Source organism: Gluconobacter oxydans DSM 3504 (assembly GCF_000583855.1).
Lineage (GTDB): Bacteria > Pseudomonadota > Alphaproteobacteria > Acetobacterales > Acetobacteraceae > Gluconobacter > Gluconobacter oxydans.
Window position 1 is genome coordinate 2,778,594 of sequence record NZ_CP004373.1, and the last position, 14,805, is coordinate 2,793,398.

General features: G+C 61.7%; 18 protein-coding genes. 12 read left to right on the forward strand and 6 right to left on the reverse strand.

Features of this window, described 5'->3' with window-relative positions; genetic code table 11:
* The first annotated feature begins 1 nt into the window (after position 1).
* The 3 genes from lipA (at position 2) to GLS_RS12365 (ending at position 1,844) form a co-directional block, all read left to right on the forward strand.
* Positions 2 to 970 carry a lipoyl synthase gene (gene lipA / locus GLS_RS12355; RefSeq protein ID WP_041112447.1) on the forward strand — a complete coding sequence of 323 codons (969 nt, stop codon included), beginning with the start codon at positions 2 to 4 and terminating at the stop codon, positions 968 to 970.
* Complete coding sequence (locus GLS_RS12360) at positions 970 to 1,449, forward strand: type II toxin-antitoxin system RatA family toxin (RefSeq protein ID WP_041112448.1); 480 nt, start codon at positions 970 to 972, stop codon at positions 1,447 to 1,449. Before lipA ends, GLS_RS12360 begins: the two co-directional genes overlap by 1 nt.
* An 86-nt stretch (positions 1,450 to 1,535) precedes the next feature.
* The gene (locus GLS_RS12365) at positions 1,536 to 1,844 is read left to right on the forward strand and encodes a hypothetical protein (protein ID WP_041112449.1); all 309 of its coding nucleotides are present in this window, start codon (positions 1,536 to 1,538) and stop codon (positions 1,842 to 1,844) included.
* A gap of 78 nt (positions 1,845 to 1,922) precedes the next feature.
* Here the strand turns inward: GLS_RS12365 and GLS_RS12370 are convergent, their stop codons facing one another.
* The 3 genes from GLS_RS12370 to GLS_RS12380 are packed head-to-tail and all read right to left on the reverse strand — an operon-like array spanning position 1,923 to position 4,861.
* Positions 1,923 to 2,408, reverse strand: coding sequence for a CinA family protein (locus GLS_RS12370; protein WP_041112450.1), 486 nt, complete (start codon positions 2,406 to 2,408; stop codon positions 1,923 to 1,925).
* Positions 2,398 to 4,275, reverse strand: a complete 1,878-nt coding sequence (locus tag GLS_RS12375) for a lytic transglycosylase domain-containing protein (protein ID WP_041112451.1) — start codon at positions 4,273 to 4,275, stop codon at positions 2,398 to 2,400. Before GLS_RS12375 ends, GLS_RS12370 begins: the two co-directional genes overlap by 11 nt.
* Positions 4,259 to 4,861, reverse strand: a complete 603-nt coding sequence (locus GLS_RS12380; RefSeq protein ID WP_024716901.1) for a YjbE family putative metal transport protein — start codon at positions 4,859 to 4,861, stop codon at positions 4,259 to 4,261. Before GLS_RS12380 ends, GLS_RS12375 begins: the two co-directional genes overlap by 17 nt.
* A gap of 91 nt (positions 4,862 to 4,952) precedes the next feature.
* On the opposite strand from GLS_RS12380, the gene purB reads away from it, so the two are divergent.
* The 9 genes from purB to GLS_RS12425 all read left to right on the forward strand — a co-directional run bounded on the left by purB (position 4,953) and on the right by GLS_RS12425 (position 11,904).
* Complete coding sequence (gene purB, locus GLS_RS12385; RefSeq protein WP_041112452.1) at positions 4,953 to 6,284, forward strand: adenylosuccinate lyase; 1,332 nt, start codon at positions 4,953 to 4,955, stop codon at positions 6,282 to 6,284.
* A gap of 135 nt (positions 6,285 to 6,419) precedes the next feature.
* Complete coding sequence (gene purC, locus GLS_RS12390; protein ID WP_011253803.1) at positions 6,420 to 7,184, forward strand: phosphoribosylaminoimidazolesuccinocarboxamide synthase; 765 nt, start codon at positions 6,420 to 6,422, stop codon at positions 7,182 to 7,184.
* Entirely contained in the window at positions 7,181 to 7,423 is a 243-nt protein-coding gene (gene purS / locus GLS_RS12395) for a phosphoribosylformylglycinamidine synthase subunit PurS (RefSeq protein WP_041112453.1), read from the forward strand. The genes purC and purS overlap by 4 nt, the downstream gene beginning before the upstream one ends.
* Positions 7,420 to 7,827, forward strand: coding sequence for a Rap1a/Tai family immunity protein (locus tag GLS_RS12400; protein ID WP_041112454.1), 408 nt, complete (start codon positions 7,420 to 7,422; stop codon positions 7,825 to 7,827). Before purS ends, GLS_RS12400 begins: the two co-directional genes overlap by 4 nt.
* Positions 7,824 to 8,525: a phosphoribosylformylglycinamidine synthase subunit PurQ gene (purQ, locus tag GLS_RS12405; RefSeq protein ID WP_041112455.1), complete on the forward strand. Its 702-nt coding sequence runs from the start codon at positions 7,824 to 7,826 to the stop codon at positions 8,523 to 8,525. Before GLS_RS12400 ends, purQ begins: the two co-directional genes overlap by 4 nt.
* A complete protein-coding gene (purL, locus tag GLS_RS12410) occupies positions 8,522 to 10,726 on the forward strand; it encodes a phosphoribosylformylglycinamidine synthase subunit PurL (RefSeq protein ID WP_041112456.1) in 2,205 nt (734 codons plus the stop codon). The genes purQ and purL overlap by 4 nt, the downstream gene beginning before the upstream one ends.
* 5 nt (positions 10,727 to 10,731) lie before the next feature.
* The gene (locus tag GLS_RS12415) at positions 10,732 to 10,962 is read left to right on the forward strand and encodes a BolA/IbaG family iron-sulfur metabolism protein (RefSeq protein WP_011253808.1); all 231 of its coding nucleotides are present in this window, start codon (positions 10,732 to 10,734) and stop codon (positions 10,960 to 10,962) included.
* Between the two features lie 89 nt (positions 10,963 to 11,051).
* Positions 11,052 to 11,387: a Grx4 family monothiol glutaredoxin gene (grxD, locus tag GLS_RS12420; RefSeq protein WP_011253809.1), complete on the forward strand. Its 336-nt coding sequence runs from the start codon at positions 11,052 to 11,054 to the stop codon at positions 11,385 to 11,387.
* Positions 11,388 to 11,577: 190 nt separating this feature from the next.
* Positions 11,578 to 11,904: a hypothetical protein gene (locus GLS_RS12425; RefSeq protein WP_041112457.1), complete on the forward strand. Its 327-nt coding sequence runs from the start codon at positions 11,578 to 11,580 to the stop codon at positions 11,902 to 11,904.
* A 4-nt stretch (positions 11,905 to 11,908) separates the two neighbouring features.
* Here the strand turns inward: GLS_RS12425 and GLS_RS12430 are convergent, their stop codons facing one another.
* From GLS_RS12430 to GLS_RS12440, 3 genes are read right to left on the reverse strand one after another with little or no spacing between them, the layout of a single operon-like run.
* Positions 11,909 to 12,280: a YraN family protein gene (locus tag GLS_RS12430; RefSeq protein ID WP_319424407.1), complete on the reverse strand. Its 372-nt coding sequence runs from the start codon at positions 12,278 to 12,280 to the stop codon at positions 11,909 to 11,911.
* Positions 12,277 to 13,275: a porphobilinogen synthase gene (gene hemB / locus GLS_RS12435; RefSeq protein ID WP_041112921.1), complete on the reverse strand. Its 999-nt coding sequence runs from the start codon at positions 13,273 to 13,275 to the stop codon at positions 12,277 to 12,279. The genes GLS_RS12430 and hemB overlap by 4 nt, the downstream gene beginning before the upstream one ends.
* Positions 13,276 to 13,291: 16 nt before the next feature.
* Positions 13,292 to 14,734: an APC family permease gene (locus GLS_RS12440; RefSeq protein WP_041112459.1), complete on the reverse strand. Its 1,443-nt coding sequence runs from the start codon at positions 14,732 to 14,734 to the stop codon at positions 13,292 to 13,294.
* Between the last annotated feature and the right edge of the window lie 71 nt (positions 14,735 to 14,805).

The following is a 14,805-nucleotide window of genomic DNA, read 5'->3' on the forward strand; positions in this document are numbered from 1 at the left end:
TATGTCCCAGCGCATCACCATCGATCACCGTTCGGCGCCTGCCCTCCGTCATCCGGAGAAGGCGCACCGGCCTGATAACCCGATCCAGCGCAAGCCGTCCTGGATCCGGGTCAAGGCGCCGAACCATCCCGTCTATCACGAGACCCGTGCGCTCATGCGGGATGCCGGGCTGGTGACGGTCTGCGAGGAAGCGGCATGCCCCAATATCGGGGAATGCTGGTCGCAGCGTCATGCCACGATGATGATCATGGGCGAGATCTGCACCCGGGCCTGCGCATTCTGCAATGTCACGACCGGACTGCCGAAGCATCTCGATGAGGACGAGCCACGGCGGGTCGGAGAAGCGGTGGCGAAGCTTGGGCTCAAGCATGTCGTCATCACTTCGGTGGATCGTGACGATCTGGAAGACGGGGGAGCGATGCACTTCGCGCGGGTCATTCATGCGATCCGCGAGACCTCTCCACAGACCACGATCGAGATTCTGACCCCTGATTTCCTGCGCAAGGATGGCGCGCTGGAGGTCGTGGTGGCGGCCCGGCCGGACGTTTTCAATCACAATATCGAGACCGTACCCCGCCTTTACCCCACCATCAGACCGGGTGCGCGTTACTATCAGTCCGTCCGTCTCCTGGACGGAGTAAAGAAACTCGATCCTTCCATTTTTACCAAGTCCGGCCTGATGCTTGGGCTTGGCGAGGAGCGGATGGAAGTAGCCCAGGTGATGGATGATTTCCGGATCGCGGACGTCGATTTCCTGACGCTTGGACAGTATCTCCAGCCGTCCGCGAAACATGCGGCGGTGGAAAAGTTTGTTACCCCCGACGAGTTTGACGGCTATGCTGCTGCTGCCCGTTCAAAAGGATTTCTTCAGGTCAGTGCCAGTCCGCTGACCCGGTCCTCCTACCATGCGGACAGTGATTTCGCGAAGCTTCAGGCTGCGCGGAACAGCCGTCTGAAAGAAAGTCTCTGATGCCGACACATGCCGAGCAACGGTTGATCGCCTACACGCCGGACCAGCTTTTCGATCTTGTGGCAGATGTGGAGAAATATCCGCAGTTCCTTCCCTGGTGTGTGAAGGCAAGCATCCGGACCCAGACGGAACAGGAGCTTGTGGCGGATCTGACGATCGGGTTCGGCCCGTTCCGCGAGACCTTCACCAGCCGCGTGACGCTGGAGCGGCCTTCACGTATCCGGGTGCGCTACGAGAAAGGGCCTTTCCGTTACCTGAACAATGTCTGGACATTCACGCCGGACCCACGAGGCTGTCTGGTCGATTTCTTCGTGGATTTCGAGTTCCGTTCACGCCTTCTGCAGAATGCGATGGGCGTCGTGTTCAACGAGGGCGTGCGCCTGATGGTCTCCGCCTTCATCAAGCGGGCACGGGACATTTACGGCACTCAGGCGACGAAAACGGTCCCGCCGACACCGGGCCTTTCCCAAAGGACATAAAATTTCGTAGTATTTCCAGAACCATTCGGTGCGTGGGCCGTTACAGGTCTCAAGCACCGTCATGGTGACATGAAAAGGATTACGTAATGAAAAAGATTTCCTTTGGCGCATTTGCCCTGACCGCTCTGGTCGCTGCAGCTTCGCCCGCAATGGCCGAGCATCACCATCATCACGGCAAGCACCACGACAAGACTGCGCAGACGCAGAAGACTGACAGCGAGTCTGCTACGGATGCCCTGAACGCCCGCTCGCTGCAGCAGGCTCAGACGCCGGTTGCCCCGACGGCCCCGACCGCTGCAGTCCCGCCGGCAGCTCCGACCGCCGTTCCGACGGCTCCGAGCCTTCAGGCTCCGGCAGCAGCCTCCACGCTTCCGGCCCCGACGCAGGGTAACTGAGGCTCCGGGCGGACCTCAGGTCCGCTCCGACTTCAGGCAAAGGCGGCTTCCGTTTATTCGGGAGCCGCTTTTTTCGTGTCAGGCCCCCAGAACCATCTGCAGGGCATGGTGTACGGACTGGGCACGGATGGCAGCGCGATCCCCCATGAAATGACATTGCACGCTTGTGGTTGGTCCCGTTCGAATGGCCCGCCCGAAGCAGACGGTTCCGACCGGTTTGAGGGCGCTGCCACCACCTGGTCCGGCGATCCCTGTCACGGAGATGGCAACGTCCGCATCCCTGGCATTGAGAAGACCACCATTGGCCATCGCCTCGGCTGTCTGGATGCTAACGGCGCCGTATTGAGCCAGAATGGCTTCGGGAACACCGACAGCGCTCACTTTCAGGGCGTTGGAATACGTAACAAAGCCGCCTTCCAGCACGTCTGACGATCCGGGAATATCACTGAGCGCGGCCGCAATCAGACCACCCGTACAGCTTTCCACTGTGACCAGTCTCTGGCCGGTCTTGCCGAGATACTCAAGCACCTGTTCGGCCAGCGTGCGGAGTTCGTTATCCGGCATGGGTGTTCCTGACACGGTAGATCATCATGCTGGCCTCGATGTTTTCGATATAGAGGCGTGTCTCGCGATAGGGCAGGCGTTCGATCCAATCCAGCACGCCGTCTTCGGAGAGTGGTTCGGAAGGGGGATCTGCCTTCAGCCAGAGATCAACCCGGTGCGGGCCGGCATTATAGGCCGCCAGCGCATAGGGAATCACATTCCCGAAACGCTCCAGAAGCTGTGAGACATAGGCGTTGCCGATCCGGAGATTTGTCTGGGGATCGGTCAGGGCGGCGGGTGAGACATTAACGGGGCCCAGATGCCCCTTGCGCACCACGTCCTTTGCCGCGGCGGGAAGAAGCTGCAACAGGCCGACCGCATGGGCGCCACTGATGGCGTCGGGGTCGAAGCCGCTCTCCTGTCGGATGATGGCGGGCAGCAGCCCGTCGGGGACAGTCGAGGCTGACGGATAGGGATCGGGAAAGCCCTGCGGATAAAGAGCAATCCCCTTACGCGCCAGGGCATAGGACGCGAAGACTTCCGGTGCGGCCAGGCCCAGCCGGGACGCGGCGTCCGCGACGGCTTTCTGCCCCTCGGGCGATGGATTGACCACGCCCAGCATCATGAGGAATTCCCGTGCATGATCGGGATCGCCCGCCTGCACGAGATCCGTTGCAGCTTCGAGCAGGTCCGTACGGCTGAGAGTTCCGGCAGTCGGGGTGGGAAGGGTCTGGAGCGCCTGAAGCAGGGCGCTGTCAAAAGCCTCTGACGATTTTCCGGAGACCAGAATATTTTCGTCCCGGGTCAGGGCCGCGAGCGCGAGCTGACCCGGAAAAGTCGTGGGATACGACGCAGCCTTGCGGAAGGCGGCTTCGGCATCCTGCTGCCGGTCTGCAGCCTGTAGGGCGCGGCCTGTCCAGTAATAGCCACGGGCCTGCATCTGAAGCGAAGTGGCGTTCTGAAGTGGCCTGAAGAATTTTTCCGCGCGGGCAGGAGCCTGAAGCTCCCTCAGCGCGATGATACCGCTCAACAGTTCGGCTTCCTGACGGTCCGTCGTGTCGGGCGCCATGGTCGTGTCGTCTGCGAGATCCGCGGCCTCTTTCGGACGGCCAGCCAGCAGCAGGGCGCGGGCGAGACTGATGCGCTCGGACGACCAGTCATGCGAGGGGCTGGCCTGCTGGAGCGCGGCGCCCTGCGCGTTCCACAGCGAGAGCGCTTCGTCCAGCCTGTCTCCACGGCGCAGCGCTCTGAGACGATAGCGGATCAGGGTAGGATCGGATTGCAGGTCAGCAGGGAGCGATGCGAACAGGGAATCGGCATCAGGCGACGCCAGACGTTCGGCCAGCCGGGCACGTGCCAGCGGCTGTTGGTCCGGAGCAAGACGCTCGATCTGGCGCGACGCGGCGGAGAACTGGCCCCGCAGTTCCAGGGCCTCGTAACGGGCCCACTGATCGGCGGCTGTGAAGCTCTGGCCGAAACGCTGGAACAGCGTCTGTTCTTCGCTGACGGTCAGGGCATTGCCTGACAGCCAGAGGCGACGGACCGTTGAAGCCGCGTCAGGAAGATGAGGAGCGCAGGCCTCGAACGCCGCCGGGAGCGTGAGGGGATAGCGCGGGCAAAGGGCATTCAGGATCTGCGGATCGGTGGTCTGGGACAGGGCATTCTGATAACGCCAGAGGATCCGGACCCGCTGCGGCCACTGGGGCGTCTGTGCCAGGAAATCAGCGTAGCGCTGTGCCGGAAAAGCGGTTCCGCCCGGTCCGACGAGAATAAGCCATTCCGCGAGCCGCTCCCGAACGGGAGGAGACGGGGGCGCGGCGAGGGCCGATGACGCGGCGTAAAGCGCCATAAGCCCCGCAAGGAGTGTTCGGCTATTTCGGAAGAACATGCGTCCAGACCTCTCCGCCACCCCGGATGACGAGTTCGATTGCGACACCCAGCACCACCAGCAGACCGATCCAGGCGATCCAGCGGTAACGGGCCAGAAGATTGGCGACGACCGATGCGGCAAGTCCCATCAGTAAAACCGAGAGCACAAGCCCCGATACAAGAATCCACGGATGCCCGACGGCGGCACCAGCCACAGCCAGAACATTATCGAGACTCATGGACAGATCGGCCACCACGATCCTCAGGACGGCCGGGCCGAGGCGCGGTGGGGCAGCTTCGACGTCCTCGTGATGCTCGCCACCACGAAGCTCACGATACATCTTCCAGCAGACCCACAGAAGCAGAAAACCACCCGCCAGCGTCAGGCCGACCACGGCAAGGAGCGTTGTCGCCAGCAGGGCCAGGCCGACCCGCAGAATGGCCGCAAAACCCGTTCCGAACAGGATGGCCAGACGGCGCTGCCGCCCTTCGAGATTGCGGACGGCCATCCCGATCACGACGGCATTGTCACCGGCAAGCGTGATGTCGATCAGGGTGATCTGGCCGAGGGCGATCAGGGCGTGAAGCAGAGAGTCAGGGGCCAAGGTGTCATTCTTCCGAAAAGGGGTCCGTGCAATATCTTCGTATTTGGTCTAAGGAGCCTCCGTAAAGCCCCACCCCGCATCCGGAGTTCCCATGGTACCCCGTTACAGCCGTCCGCAGATGACTGCCATCTGGTCTCCCGCCAACCGTTTTCGCATCTGGTTCGAGATCGAAGCCCTTGCCTGCGAAGCCATGGCGAAACGGGGTGACATTCCCACCGAATCAGCAAAGACCATCCGCGAGAAGGGCGACGCCGCCATGGCTGCGTTCTCCGATGCGGATTTGGCCCGCATCGACGAGATCGAAGCCGAAACGCGCCATGACGTCATCGCGTTCCTGACCTGGCTTGCGGAAAAGGTCGGCCCCGACAGTCGTTTCGTCCATCTGGGCATGACGTCTTCGGACGTGCTGGATACCTGCCTGTCCGTTCAGATGACGCAGGCCGCCGATCTGCTGCTGAAAGATCTGGATCGCGTTCTCGCCGCGCTGAAGGCCCGCGCTTACGAGCACCGCAACACGGTCACGATCGGCCGCAGCCATGCCATCCATGCCGAGCCGACCAGCTTCGGCCTGAAGATCGCCGGCCACTACGCCGAATTCGCCCGCAACCGCGCCCGTCTGATCCAGGCACGCAAGGAAATCGCGGTCTGCGCCATCTCCGGCGCTGTTGGCACCTATGCCCATATTGATCCGGAAATTGAAGAATATGTGGCCGACAAGCTGGGTCTGGCTGTCGAGAGCGTGTCCACGCAGGTCATTCCGCGTGACCGTCATGCCGCGTTCTTCTGCACGCTCGGCGTGATCGCCAGCGGCATCGAGCGTCTGGCCGTCGAGGTCCGTCATCTGCAGCGTTCGGAAGTCCGGGAAGCGGAAGAGTTCTTCCACAAGGGGCAGAAGGGCAGTTCGGCGATGCCGCACAAGCGCAACCCTGTCCTGTCGGAGAACCTGACGGGTCTGGCGCGCCTGATCCGCTCGCATGTCATCCCGGCGCTGGAAAACGTCGCGCTGTGGCATGAGCGGGACATCAGCCACTCCGCCGTCGAGCGCAACATCTGCCCCGATGCGACGATCGGTCTGGATTTCGCGCTGATCCGTCTGGCCGGGATGATGGAAAAGCTGGTCGTCTATCCCGAGCAGATGATTGCGAACATGGAGAGCCTCGGTGGCGTCGTCCATTCCGGCGAAGTGCTGCTGACGCTGGCCCGTGCCGGTATTTCGCGCGAGGACGCCTATCGTATCGTGCAGCGCAACGCCATGGAAACATGGACGAAGCTGGGCAAGCCGGGCTTCAAAACCTTCCGCGAAAACCTTGAGGCCGATCCGGAAGTCTCCGGTCGTGTCAGCAAGGAGATTCTCGATCAGGCGTTCGATCCGGCACAGCATCTGCGCGCCGTGGATCGCATCTTCGCCCGTATCTTTGACTGAGAGGTCTGCGGGGCGTGGATTTCCTGCGCCCCGCACACTCGCAGTTCCGGTTCCGCAATGCTATGGAACCACAATTCGTCGCTGCTCCAGCCGTCCGCATTTCCTGTCAGGACGGCGCAACGCTAAGGATTGCTCATGGCTCGCCGCCGCCAGCTCTATGAGGGCAAAGCCAAGGTTCTTTTTGAAGGCCCAGAACCCGGCACACTCGTTCAGTACTTCAAGGATGACGCCACCGCCGGAAACGGCGCGAAGAGCGGCATCATCACCGGGAAGGGCGTGCTGAACAACCGCATCAGCGAGTACCTGATGCTGAAGCTGCACGAGATCAACATCCCGACCCACTTCATCCGCCGGCTGAACATGCGCGAGCAGCTCATCCGCGAAGTGGAGATCATCCCGCTTGAAGTCGTGGTGCGCAACGTGGCGGCGGGCTCCCTGTCCAAGCGGCTCGGCATCCCCGAGGGGACGCGCCTGCCGCGCACGATCATCGAGTACTATTACAAGAACGATGCACTCGGCGATCCGATGGTCTCCGAAGAGCACATTGCCGCCTTTAACTGGGCCGCGCCGCAGGACATGGACGACATGAACCAGCTGGCGCTCCGGACGAACGATTTCCTGATGGGCATGTTTACGGCCGTCGGCATCACGCTTGTCGATTTCAAGCTGGAATTCGGTCGGATCTGGGAAGGCGAGGAGATGCGCATTCTTCTGGCGGACGAGATTTCGCCGGATAACTGTCGTCTGTGGGATTCCAAGACGAACGAGAAAATGGACAAGGATCGTTTCCGCCGTGACATGGGTCGCGTCGAGGAAGCATATCAGGAAGTGGCAAAGCGTCTCGGGATCCTGCCCGAGTCCGGGAATGGTGACCTCAAGGGTCCGGAGGCAGTTCAGTGAAAATCCGTGTTTTTGTTTCCCTGAAAGACGGCGTTCTCGATCCGCAGGGCAAGGCCGTGGGCCATGCTCTCGAAACCCTTGGTTTCAAGGGGCTGGGCGAAGTCCGCATCAACCGCGTCGTCGAGCTTGAAGTTCCAGCCGACAATGCCGCCGATGCGCTGGCGCAGGGTGAAGCCATGGCGCGTGCTCTGCTGGCCAATGAAGTCATCGAAGATTTCAGCGTCGAGGTGGCAGAATGACCCGGCTTTCCGCGATGTTCCTGCTGGCCGGCCTTGTGGCCGCGCCGGCTCTCGTTGCAGCCCCGGCCCACGCACAGCGCGTGTCCAAGGTTTCGGGCAAGGCTCTGGGCCAGATGTGCTCCAGCAAGTCGTCCATCGGCATATGCGACGCCTATCTGTCCGGCCTGATGGACGGCGAGGCCTGGGCCAAGAAATACGACAGCTTTGCGCATGATGAGTCCGCTCCGGTGGCATTCTGCGTGCCAGCCCAGCAGACCGCACCGCAGGTCCGCGGTCTGGTTGTTGCCTGGCTGCATGCACATAACGACGCGCTGACGGAACCGGCAGGCAAAGCCGTCTATCGCGCCCTGCACGACACCTATCCGTGTCATGCGGCTTCCGCTCCGGCGGAGGGCCAGAAATGAAGGCAGGTATCGTCGTATTTCCCGGCACGAACCGGGAGCGCGACATGGTCCATGCCCTGAAGCTGGTCACGGGGCAGGCGCCGCGTCTGATCTGGCACGGGGAGATCTCGCTGGGTGATCTGGACCTCGTGGTGCTGCCGGGTGGGTTCAGTTTCGGGGACTATCTGCGTAGTGGCGCCATGGCCGCCCATTCGCCGATCATGCGTGACGTCAAGGCGTTCGCGGGCAAGGGCGGTCACGTTCTGGGCGTCTGCAACGGCTTCCAGATCCTGACGGAATCCCATCTGCTGCCGGGTGCGCTGCTGCGCAATGCGGGTCTGCGCTTCCTGTCGCAGGACTGTCACCTGAAGGTCGAGAACGCGTCTGCGCCCTATACGCGGGGCTGGGCGCGCGGCGATGTGTTCCGCGCGCCGCTCGCCCATGGTGACGGCAACTACACGGCTTCGCCCGAGACGCTGAAGCGCCTTGAAGGCGAAGGCCGCGTGGCGTTCCGTTATTGCGGCGCGGATGGTGTGGTTTCGGAAGATGACCGCACGACCAACCCCAACGGGAGCACGCGCTCCATCGCCGGGATCCTGAGCGAGAACGGCCGTGTCTGTGGCCTGATGCCGCACCCGGAGAACCTGACTGACCCCGAAATCGGCGCAACCGACGGCGTGCCGCTTTTCAAAGGCCTTGTGGAGGCTCTTGTCGGATGAGTGTGACGATTGATGCCCAGCTTGCCCAGTCTTTCGGACTGACCGGCGAGGAATACGACAAACTTGTCACGATCATGGGACGGACGCCGAGCTTTACGGAGCTCGGGATTTTCTCCGTCATGTGGTCCGAGCACTGCTCCTACAAATCGTCCCGCATCCATCTCAAGACGCTGCCGACCAAGGCGCCGTGGGTTATCCATGGGCCGGGCGAGAACGCAGGTGTCGTGGATATCGGCGAGGGTCTGGCCGCCGTCTTCAAGATGGAAAGCCACAACCACCCGTCCTTTATCGAGCCTTATCAGGGTGCGGCGACGGGCGTTGGCGGCATCCTGCGTGACGTGTTCACGATGGGCGCGCGCCCGGTTGCAAACCTCAACGCTCTGCGTTTCGGTGATCCGAAACATGCGGGAACGCGTCGCATCGTCGATGGCGTTGTCCGTGGCGTTGGCGGCTACGGCAACTGCGTCGGTGTTCCGACCGTGGGGGGCGAGGTCAACTTCCACAAGGCGTATGACGGCAATCCGCTCGTCAACGCCATGACGGTGGGTGTGGCCAAGCAGGACAAGATCTTCCTGTCGGCTGCGGCTGGCGTGGGCAATCCGGTCGTGTATGTCGGCTCCAAGACGGGGCGTGACGGCATTCATGGTGCGACCATGTCCTCGGCGGAGTTCGACGAGGAAGCTGCGTCCAAGCGTCCGACCGTTCAGGTTGGCGATCCGTTCATCGAGAAGCTGCTGATCGAGGCCTGCCTGGAACTGATGGCGACGGATGCGATCGTGGCCATTCAGGACATGGGTGCCGCAGGGCTGACATCTTCTGCCGTTGAAATGGCCGGCAAGGGTGGCGTGGGTATCGAGCTTAACCTTGATGCCGTTCCACAGCGTGAGCCGAACATGTCGGCTTACGAGATGATGCTGTCCGAGAGCCAGGAGCGCATGCTCATGGTCCTCAAGCCCGAGCGGACCGAGGTTGCCCGTGCGATCTTCGCAAAGTGGGAGCTGGATTTCGCCGTCATCGGTGAACTGACCGATACGGGCCGCATTACGATCCGCCATAAGGGCGAGGTCGAGGCCGATATTCCGCTGGCCCCGCTGGCAGATGAAGCGCCGGTCTATAACCGCCCGACCGTGCCTCTGACGGCACCGGCGCGGATCGAGACACCGGCTGACCCGGAAGGGATCGAGAAAGCGCTTCTGACGCTGATCGGTTGCCCGGATCTGGCGTCCCGCGCCTGGGTCTGGAACCAGTATGACGGCTCTGTTGGTGGCAACACGGCCCGTCGTCCGGGTGCGGCCGATGCGGCTGTTGTGCGCGTCGAAGGCACGCGTTTGGGTCTTGCCCTGACGACGGACTGCACGCCGCGCTACTGCCAGGCTGATCCGAAGACGGGCGGTGCACAGGCTGTTGCCGAAGCATGGCGCAACATCACGGCAACGGGCGCAACCCCGCTGGCCGTGACGGACAACCTGAACTTCGGCAATCCGGAACGTCCGGAAATTATGGCGCAGTTCGCCGATGCCATCAAAGGCATGGGTGATGCCTGCCGTGCGCTCAACTTCCCGGTCGTGAGCGGCAACGTCTCGCTTTACAACGAAACGCGCTCTCCGTCCGGTGAAGCTCAGGCGATCCTGCCGACGCCGGCGATCGGCGCGCTTGGTGTGCTGGCCGATGCATCGAAGTCCATCGGACTTGCGATGCCGGATGCCCATGATCTGGTGCTGGTTGGTGGCATTCGCGGCGAGCTCGGGCAGTCCCTGTGGCTACGCGAGATCTGCCAGCGTGAAGACGGTGCGCCGCCAGTGGTCGATCTTGCGGTGGAGCGTCGCAATGGTGACTTCGTACGCACCCAGATTGGCGCAGGTGCAGTGACGGCCTGTCACGACATTGCCGATGGTGGTCTGCTGGTGACGGTGGCGGAAATGGTCATGGCGAGCGGCGTTGGCTGCACGCTGGAAGCTGCTCCGACGGACGTTGCAGCGCATGCTTTCTGGTTCGGTGAGGACCAGGGCTGCTATGTTATTGCAACTTCCGATGGCGCAGCCCTTGTCGCAGCGGCGGAGAAGGCCAACGTTCCGGCAATGCGCCTGGGACGTTCGGGCGGCACCGATCTAGAGCTTCCGGGCACTGTCCGCGTCAGTGCCGAACGTCTCCGGGAGATCAATGCCGCATTCTTCCCGCGGTTCATGGGTGAGGGGGCCTGATTTTCATGCCGATGGCAGCTTCTGAAATCGAACGCACGATCCTTGCCGCCATTCCCGATGCCCGGATCGAGATCGAAGATCTCGCCGGGGACGGGGATCACTATGCCTGCACGGTCACGAGTGAGGCCTTCCGTGGTCTTTCGCGTGTGCGGCAGCACAAACTGGTCTATGATGCTTTCGGAACCCGCATGGGCACTGAACTGCATGCGATGGCCCTCAAGACGCTCACCCCTTAAGAGCCGGGGCTGACGTCCTTTTTTCCAGACGAGCACTGAGACAGCAGGCGCGGGCCCATCGTCCGCCCTGCCGAAACAAGGAAAATCCAATGTCCGAAACCGTGTTCCAGCATATCCAGAACCTGATCGACGCCAATCCGGTCATGCTGTTCATGAAGGGTGACAAGCTCTTCCCGCAGTGCGGCTTCTCCGCCCGCGTGGTGCAGATCCTCACGCATCTCGGCGTTCCGTTCGAGACCTGCAACATCCTTGAAAGCGCCGAACTGCGTCAGGGCATCAAGGATTTCTCCCAGTGGCCGACCGTGCCGCAGCTCTACATCAAGGGCGAGTTCGTCGGTGGCTGCGATATCGTGACCGACATGTACCAGAGCGGCGAGCTCGAGACTCTGCTGACCGAAAAAGGTATCACGACCGCCAACGCCTGATTCGGGCACGGTCATCACGAAAAGCGCCGAATTCAGCGTTTTTTAAGCATTGCTCCTGCCACATTTCAGCCATGAAGCGGCGAAAAGTGGCAGGACCTTGATTTTTTCGGAAACTTTCCCAACAGGGGTTGTCGAACCCCGAGTTCAGCGCATAGGCTGGTTCCATCAGAACGGGATGGGATAAACGTCAATGGCGCGGAACTGGGTCGGCAGAATTGCTCTGGGTATCATGGGCGTCGGTATCTGCATGGGGGCAGGCAAGGCCTATGCCCGTCCGGCAATCACCGATTACGAAGCCAGCAAGCTGACCTTCGATGCACTGACCGCCACGCCGGTCTATCACCACGTCGTTTTCCATCATGCCCTTGCACGTCGCACGACGTCGCATAATACGGCCGTTGCCTGGAACAGCTCCCACGCGGTTGTCCGTAACGTGGCCTATCGTCCGCATGCAATCGCTCACGCACGTGTCGCAGTTGCCTCGGCACACCGCCACGCACGCGTTCGCCGGACCTGATCCTTCAGAACTGGCGCAGCGCATCCTGGATGCGTCGCGCCTGACCTGACGGATCAACAACGATCAGATCAAACCGGGTGCTGGGCCTGTTCCAGTCCGGTTTTGTCAGCAGAATATAGTTGAAGGCTTCCATCAGCCTTTGAGACTGCCTAGCTGTCAGGCATAACGCACTTTCCTGCAGGCTGCGTCTCTGCTTGACCTCAACGGCAATCAGCCATTCCGAATCTGCCGCCAGTATATCGAGTTCGCCGTAAGGCGTTCGCAGTCTCTGTGCGAGAATTGTCAGCCCGCGCTCCTCAAGGAGGCGGGCTGCAATGTTTTCGGCATTCAGCCCCGTATAATAGGACTGAACGCCGCGTATCTGCCGGTTTTTCAGCGTTCGTCCCGCAGGAGACGTGCTGCATCCAGCGCGAAATAGGTGAGGATGCCGTTACAGCCAGCGCGCTTGAAGGCGATCAGGCTTTCCATGATCGTGCGGTCCCGATCAAGCCAGCCATTCTGGATGGCCCCCATCAGCATCGCGTACTCGCCAGACACCTGATAGGCGAAGGTCGGCACTTCAAAGCGCTCACGGACGCGACGGATGATATCGAGATACGGCATGCCTGGCTTGACCATGATCATGTCCGCACCTTCACGCAGATCCTGCTCGACTTCGCGCATGGCTTCGTCGGAATTGGCCGGATCCATCTGATAGGTCTTCTTGTCTCCGTGCAGCAGGCTACCGGAACCCAGGGCATCACGGAACGGGCCATAGAAGGCGGAGGCATACTTGGCCGTGTAGGCCATGATACGCGTCGTGTCGTAGCCGTTGCCGTCGAGCGTTTCGCGGATGGCCTTGACGCGGCCGTCCATCATGTCGGACGGGGCGATGATGTCATTGCCGGCGCGGGCCTGATTGAGGGCCTGCTGACGCAGGATCTCGACAGAGGCGTCGTTGAGGATACGGCCGTTCTCGATCACGCCGTCATGGCCATGATCGGTGTACGGATCGAGCGCCACGTCGCCGATGATACCCAGATCAGGAAAGGCTTCCTTAATGGTGCGCGAGGCGCGGCACATCAGGTTGTCCGGATTGAGGGCCTCGGTACCGGTGGCGTCGCGGACGCTCATAGGTGTCACGGGGAAAATGACGATGGCCGGGACGCCGAGGTCCACGGCCTGCCGGACGTGTTCGACGACATTGTCCACGCTGACGCGCTCGGCGCCCGGCATGGAGTCGACCTTCTGGCGCTGGTTTTCGCCCTCGCAGACGAAGATTGGCCAGATCAGGTTGTCGACATGCAGGCGATGTTCCTGCACCAGACGGCGGGTGAAATCATCGTGGCGATTACGCCGCGGGCGGGAGAGGGGGTATGCTGCATTGCTCATACCCCCGATCATGCTCCTAACTTTCGCTTCTGCAAAGTCGACTGTTGCGGATGCCGTACGCAAAATAGACGGCAAGTCCAATAGCAAGCCAGACAACAAGTCTGATCCAGGTCAACCTGTCGAGCGATACCATCACCGCACCGCAGGACAGGATGCCGAGCACGGGAACGAGCAGGCCACCCGGAACCCGGAACTGTCGCGGGGCATCGGGATATCTGGCTCGCAGCACAGGGACGCCGATGCAGACGATAATGAAGGCAAGCAGGGTGCCGATGGACGTCATATTGCCGAGCTGACCAATCGGAAGCACCGCAGCAAGCCCGCTGGTCAGCGCTGCGAACATCAGATGTGAGGTCCAGGGCGTATGGGTGCGGGCATTGAGACGCGAGAAGACGGGCGGCAGCAGACCATCATGGGACATGATAAGGAAGACGCGGGCCTGCCCCATCAGCAGCCCGAACAGGACCGAAATATAGCCGGCTGTGATGCCGAGTTTCACGAGACTGGCCAGCCAGGGCATGCGGGCGACATCGATGGCTGTCGCAACGGGGCTCGGATCATTGGCCATTGCGCGGTAATCGACCACGCCCGTCAGGACCATCGAGAACACGGCATAGACCACGGAGCAGACGAGCAGGCTTCCCAGAATGCCAATGGGGATGTCGCGCGCCGGATTGCGGCTGTCCTGTGCCGTAGTGGAGACGATGTCGAAGCCCAGATACGCGAAGAACGCCATGCCGGCGGCCCGCATGACGCCGGACATGCCGAACTGTCCGAATGTACCGGTATTCTGCGGGATGAACGGATGGTAGTGCTCAAAACTGATATGTGGTGCGCAGGCCGCGATCACGGCGACGATGACGGCGAGTTTGATGCAGACGACGATCGTATTGATGGTCGTGGATTCACTCACACCTCGCATCAGCAGAGCCGTGACGCCCCAGAGCGCACAGACGGCCGGAAGGTTGAACCAGGCCGAGGCCATGCTTCCATCCGGCATCGTGACGGGCGTCATTGGCGTTGCCAGCAGGCGCGGATCAATATGGATGCCCCAGCCCCCCAGCAACGACGCAAGATAGCCTGACCAGCTGGACGCAACGGCTGCGGCGCCCACGGTATATTCCAGCACGAGGTCCCAGCCGATGATCCAGGCGATCAGCTCACCCATCGAGGCATAGGCGTAGGAATAGGCTGAGCCGCCAGAAGGGATCATGCTGGCGAGCTCACCGTAACACAGGCCCGCAAAGCCGCAGGCCACCGCTGCGATGACGAAAGAGAGGGTCACGGCCGGGCCGGCATTCTGGCCGGCGGCGACGCCCGTAAGGGAAAAAAGGCCAGCACCGATCGTCACACCGACGCCCAGAGCAACGAGCTGCCACGGGCCGAGGACACGCTTGAGGCCAGTCTGGCTGTCAGCTGCGGAAGATACGGGTTTGGTCCGCCAGAGCGGAGTGGTCATGAAGGATCCTCGTTTGATAGGCGGATTGTTTTTGCCGAGGCAGGCAATCTGGGCTAGTCACATGCCGAACT

Bases quoted from the DNA above. Each gene is read 5' to 3' on its own strand.
- purC (WP_011253803.1), top strand. From the start codon at position 6,420: ATGGCTCGCCGCCGCCAGCTCTATGAGGGCAAAGCCAAGGTTCTTTTT.
- purL (WP_041112456.1), top strand. From the start codon at position 8,522: ATGAGTGTGACGATTGATGCCCAGCTTGCCCAGTCTTTCGGACTGACC.
- GLS_RS12365 (WP_041112449.1), top strand. From the start codon at position 1,536: ATGAAAAAGATTTCCTTTGGCGCATTTGCCCTGACCGCTCTGGTCGCT.
- purQ (WP_041112455.1), top strand. From the start codon at position 7,824: ATGAAGGCAGGTATCGTCGTATTTCCCGGCACGAACCGGGAGCGCGAC.
- purB (WP_041112452.1), top strand. From the start codon at position 4,953: ATGGTACCCCGTTACAGCCGTCCGCAGATGACTGCCATCTGGTCTCCC.
- GLS_RS12400 (WP_041112454.1), top strand. From the start codon at position 7,420: ATGACCCGGCTTTCCGCGATGTTCCTGCTGGCCGGCCTTGTGGCCGCG.
- GLS_RS12370 (WP_041112450.1), bottom strand. From the start codon at position 2,408: ATGCCGGATAACGAACTCCGCACGCTGGCCGAACAGGTGCTTGAGTAT.
- GLS_RS12375 (WP_041112451.1), bottom strand. From the start codon at position 4,275: ATGTTCTTCCGAAATAGCCGAACACTCCTTGCGGGGCTTATGGCGCTT.
- GLS_RS12360 (WP_041112448.1), top strand. From the start codon at position 970: ATGCCGACACATGCCGAGCAACGGTTGATCGCCTACACGCCGGACCAG.
- grxD (WP_011253809.1), top strand. From the start codon at position 11,052: ATGTCCGAAACCGTGTTCCAGCATATCCAGAACCTGATCGACGCCAAT.
- GLS_RS12440 (WP_041112459.1), bottom strand. From the start codon at position 14,734: ATGACCACTCCGCTCTGGCGGACCAAACCCGTATCTTCCGCAGCTGAC.
- hemB (WP_041112921.1), bottom strand. From the start codon at position 13,275: ATGAGCAATGCAGCATACCCCCTCTCCCGCCCGCGGCGTAATCGCCAC.
- GLS_RS12425 (WP_041112457.1), top strand. From the start codon at position 11,578: ATGGCGCGGAACTGGGTCGGCAGAATTGCTCTGGGTATCATGGGCGTC.
- lipA (WP_041112447.1), top strand. From the start codon at position 2: ATGTCCCAGCGCATCACCATCGATCACCGTTCGGCGCCTGCCCTCCGT.
- GLS_RS12415 (WP_011253808.1), top strand. From the start codon at position 10,732: ATGCCGATGGCAGCTTCTGAAATCGAACGCACGATCCTTGCCGCCATT.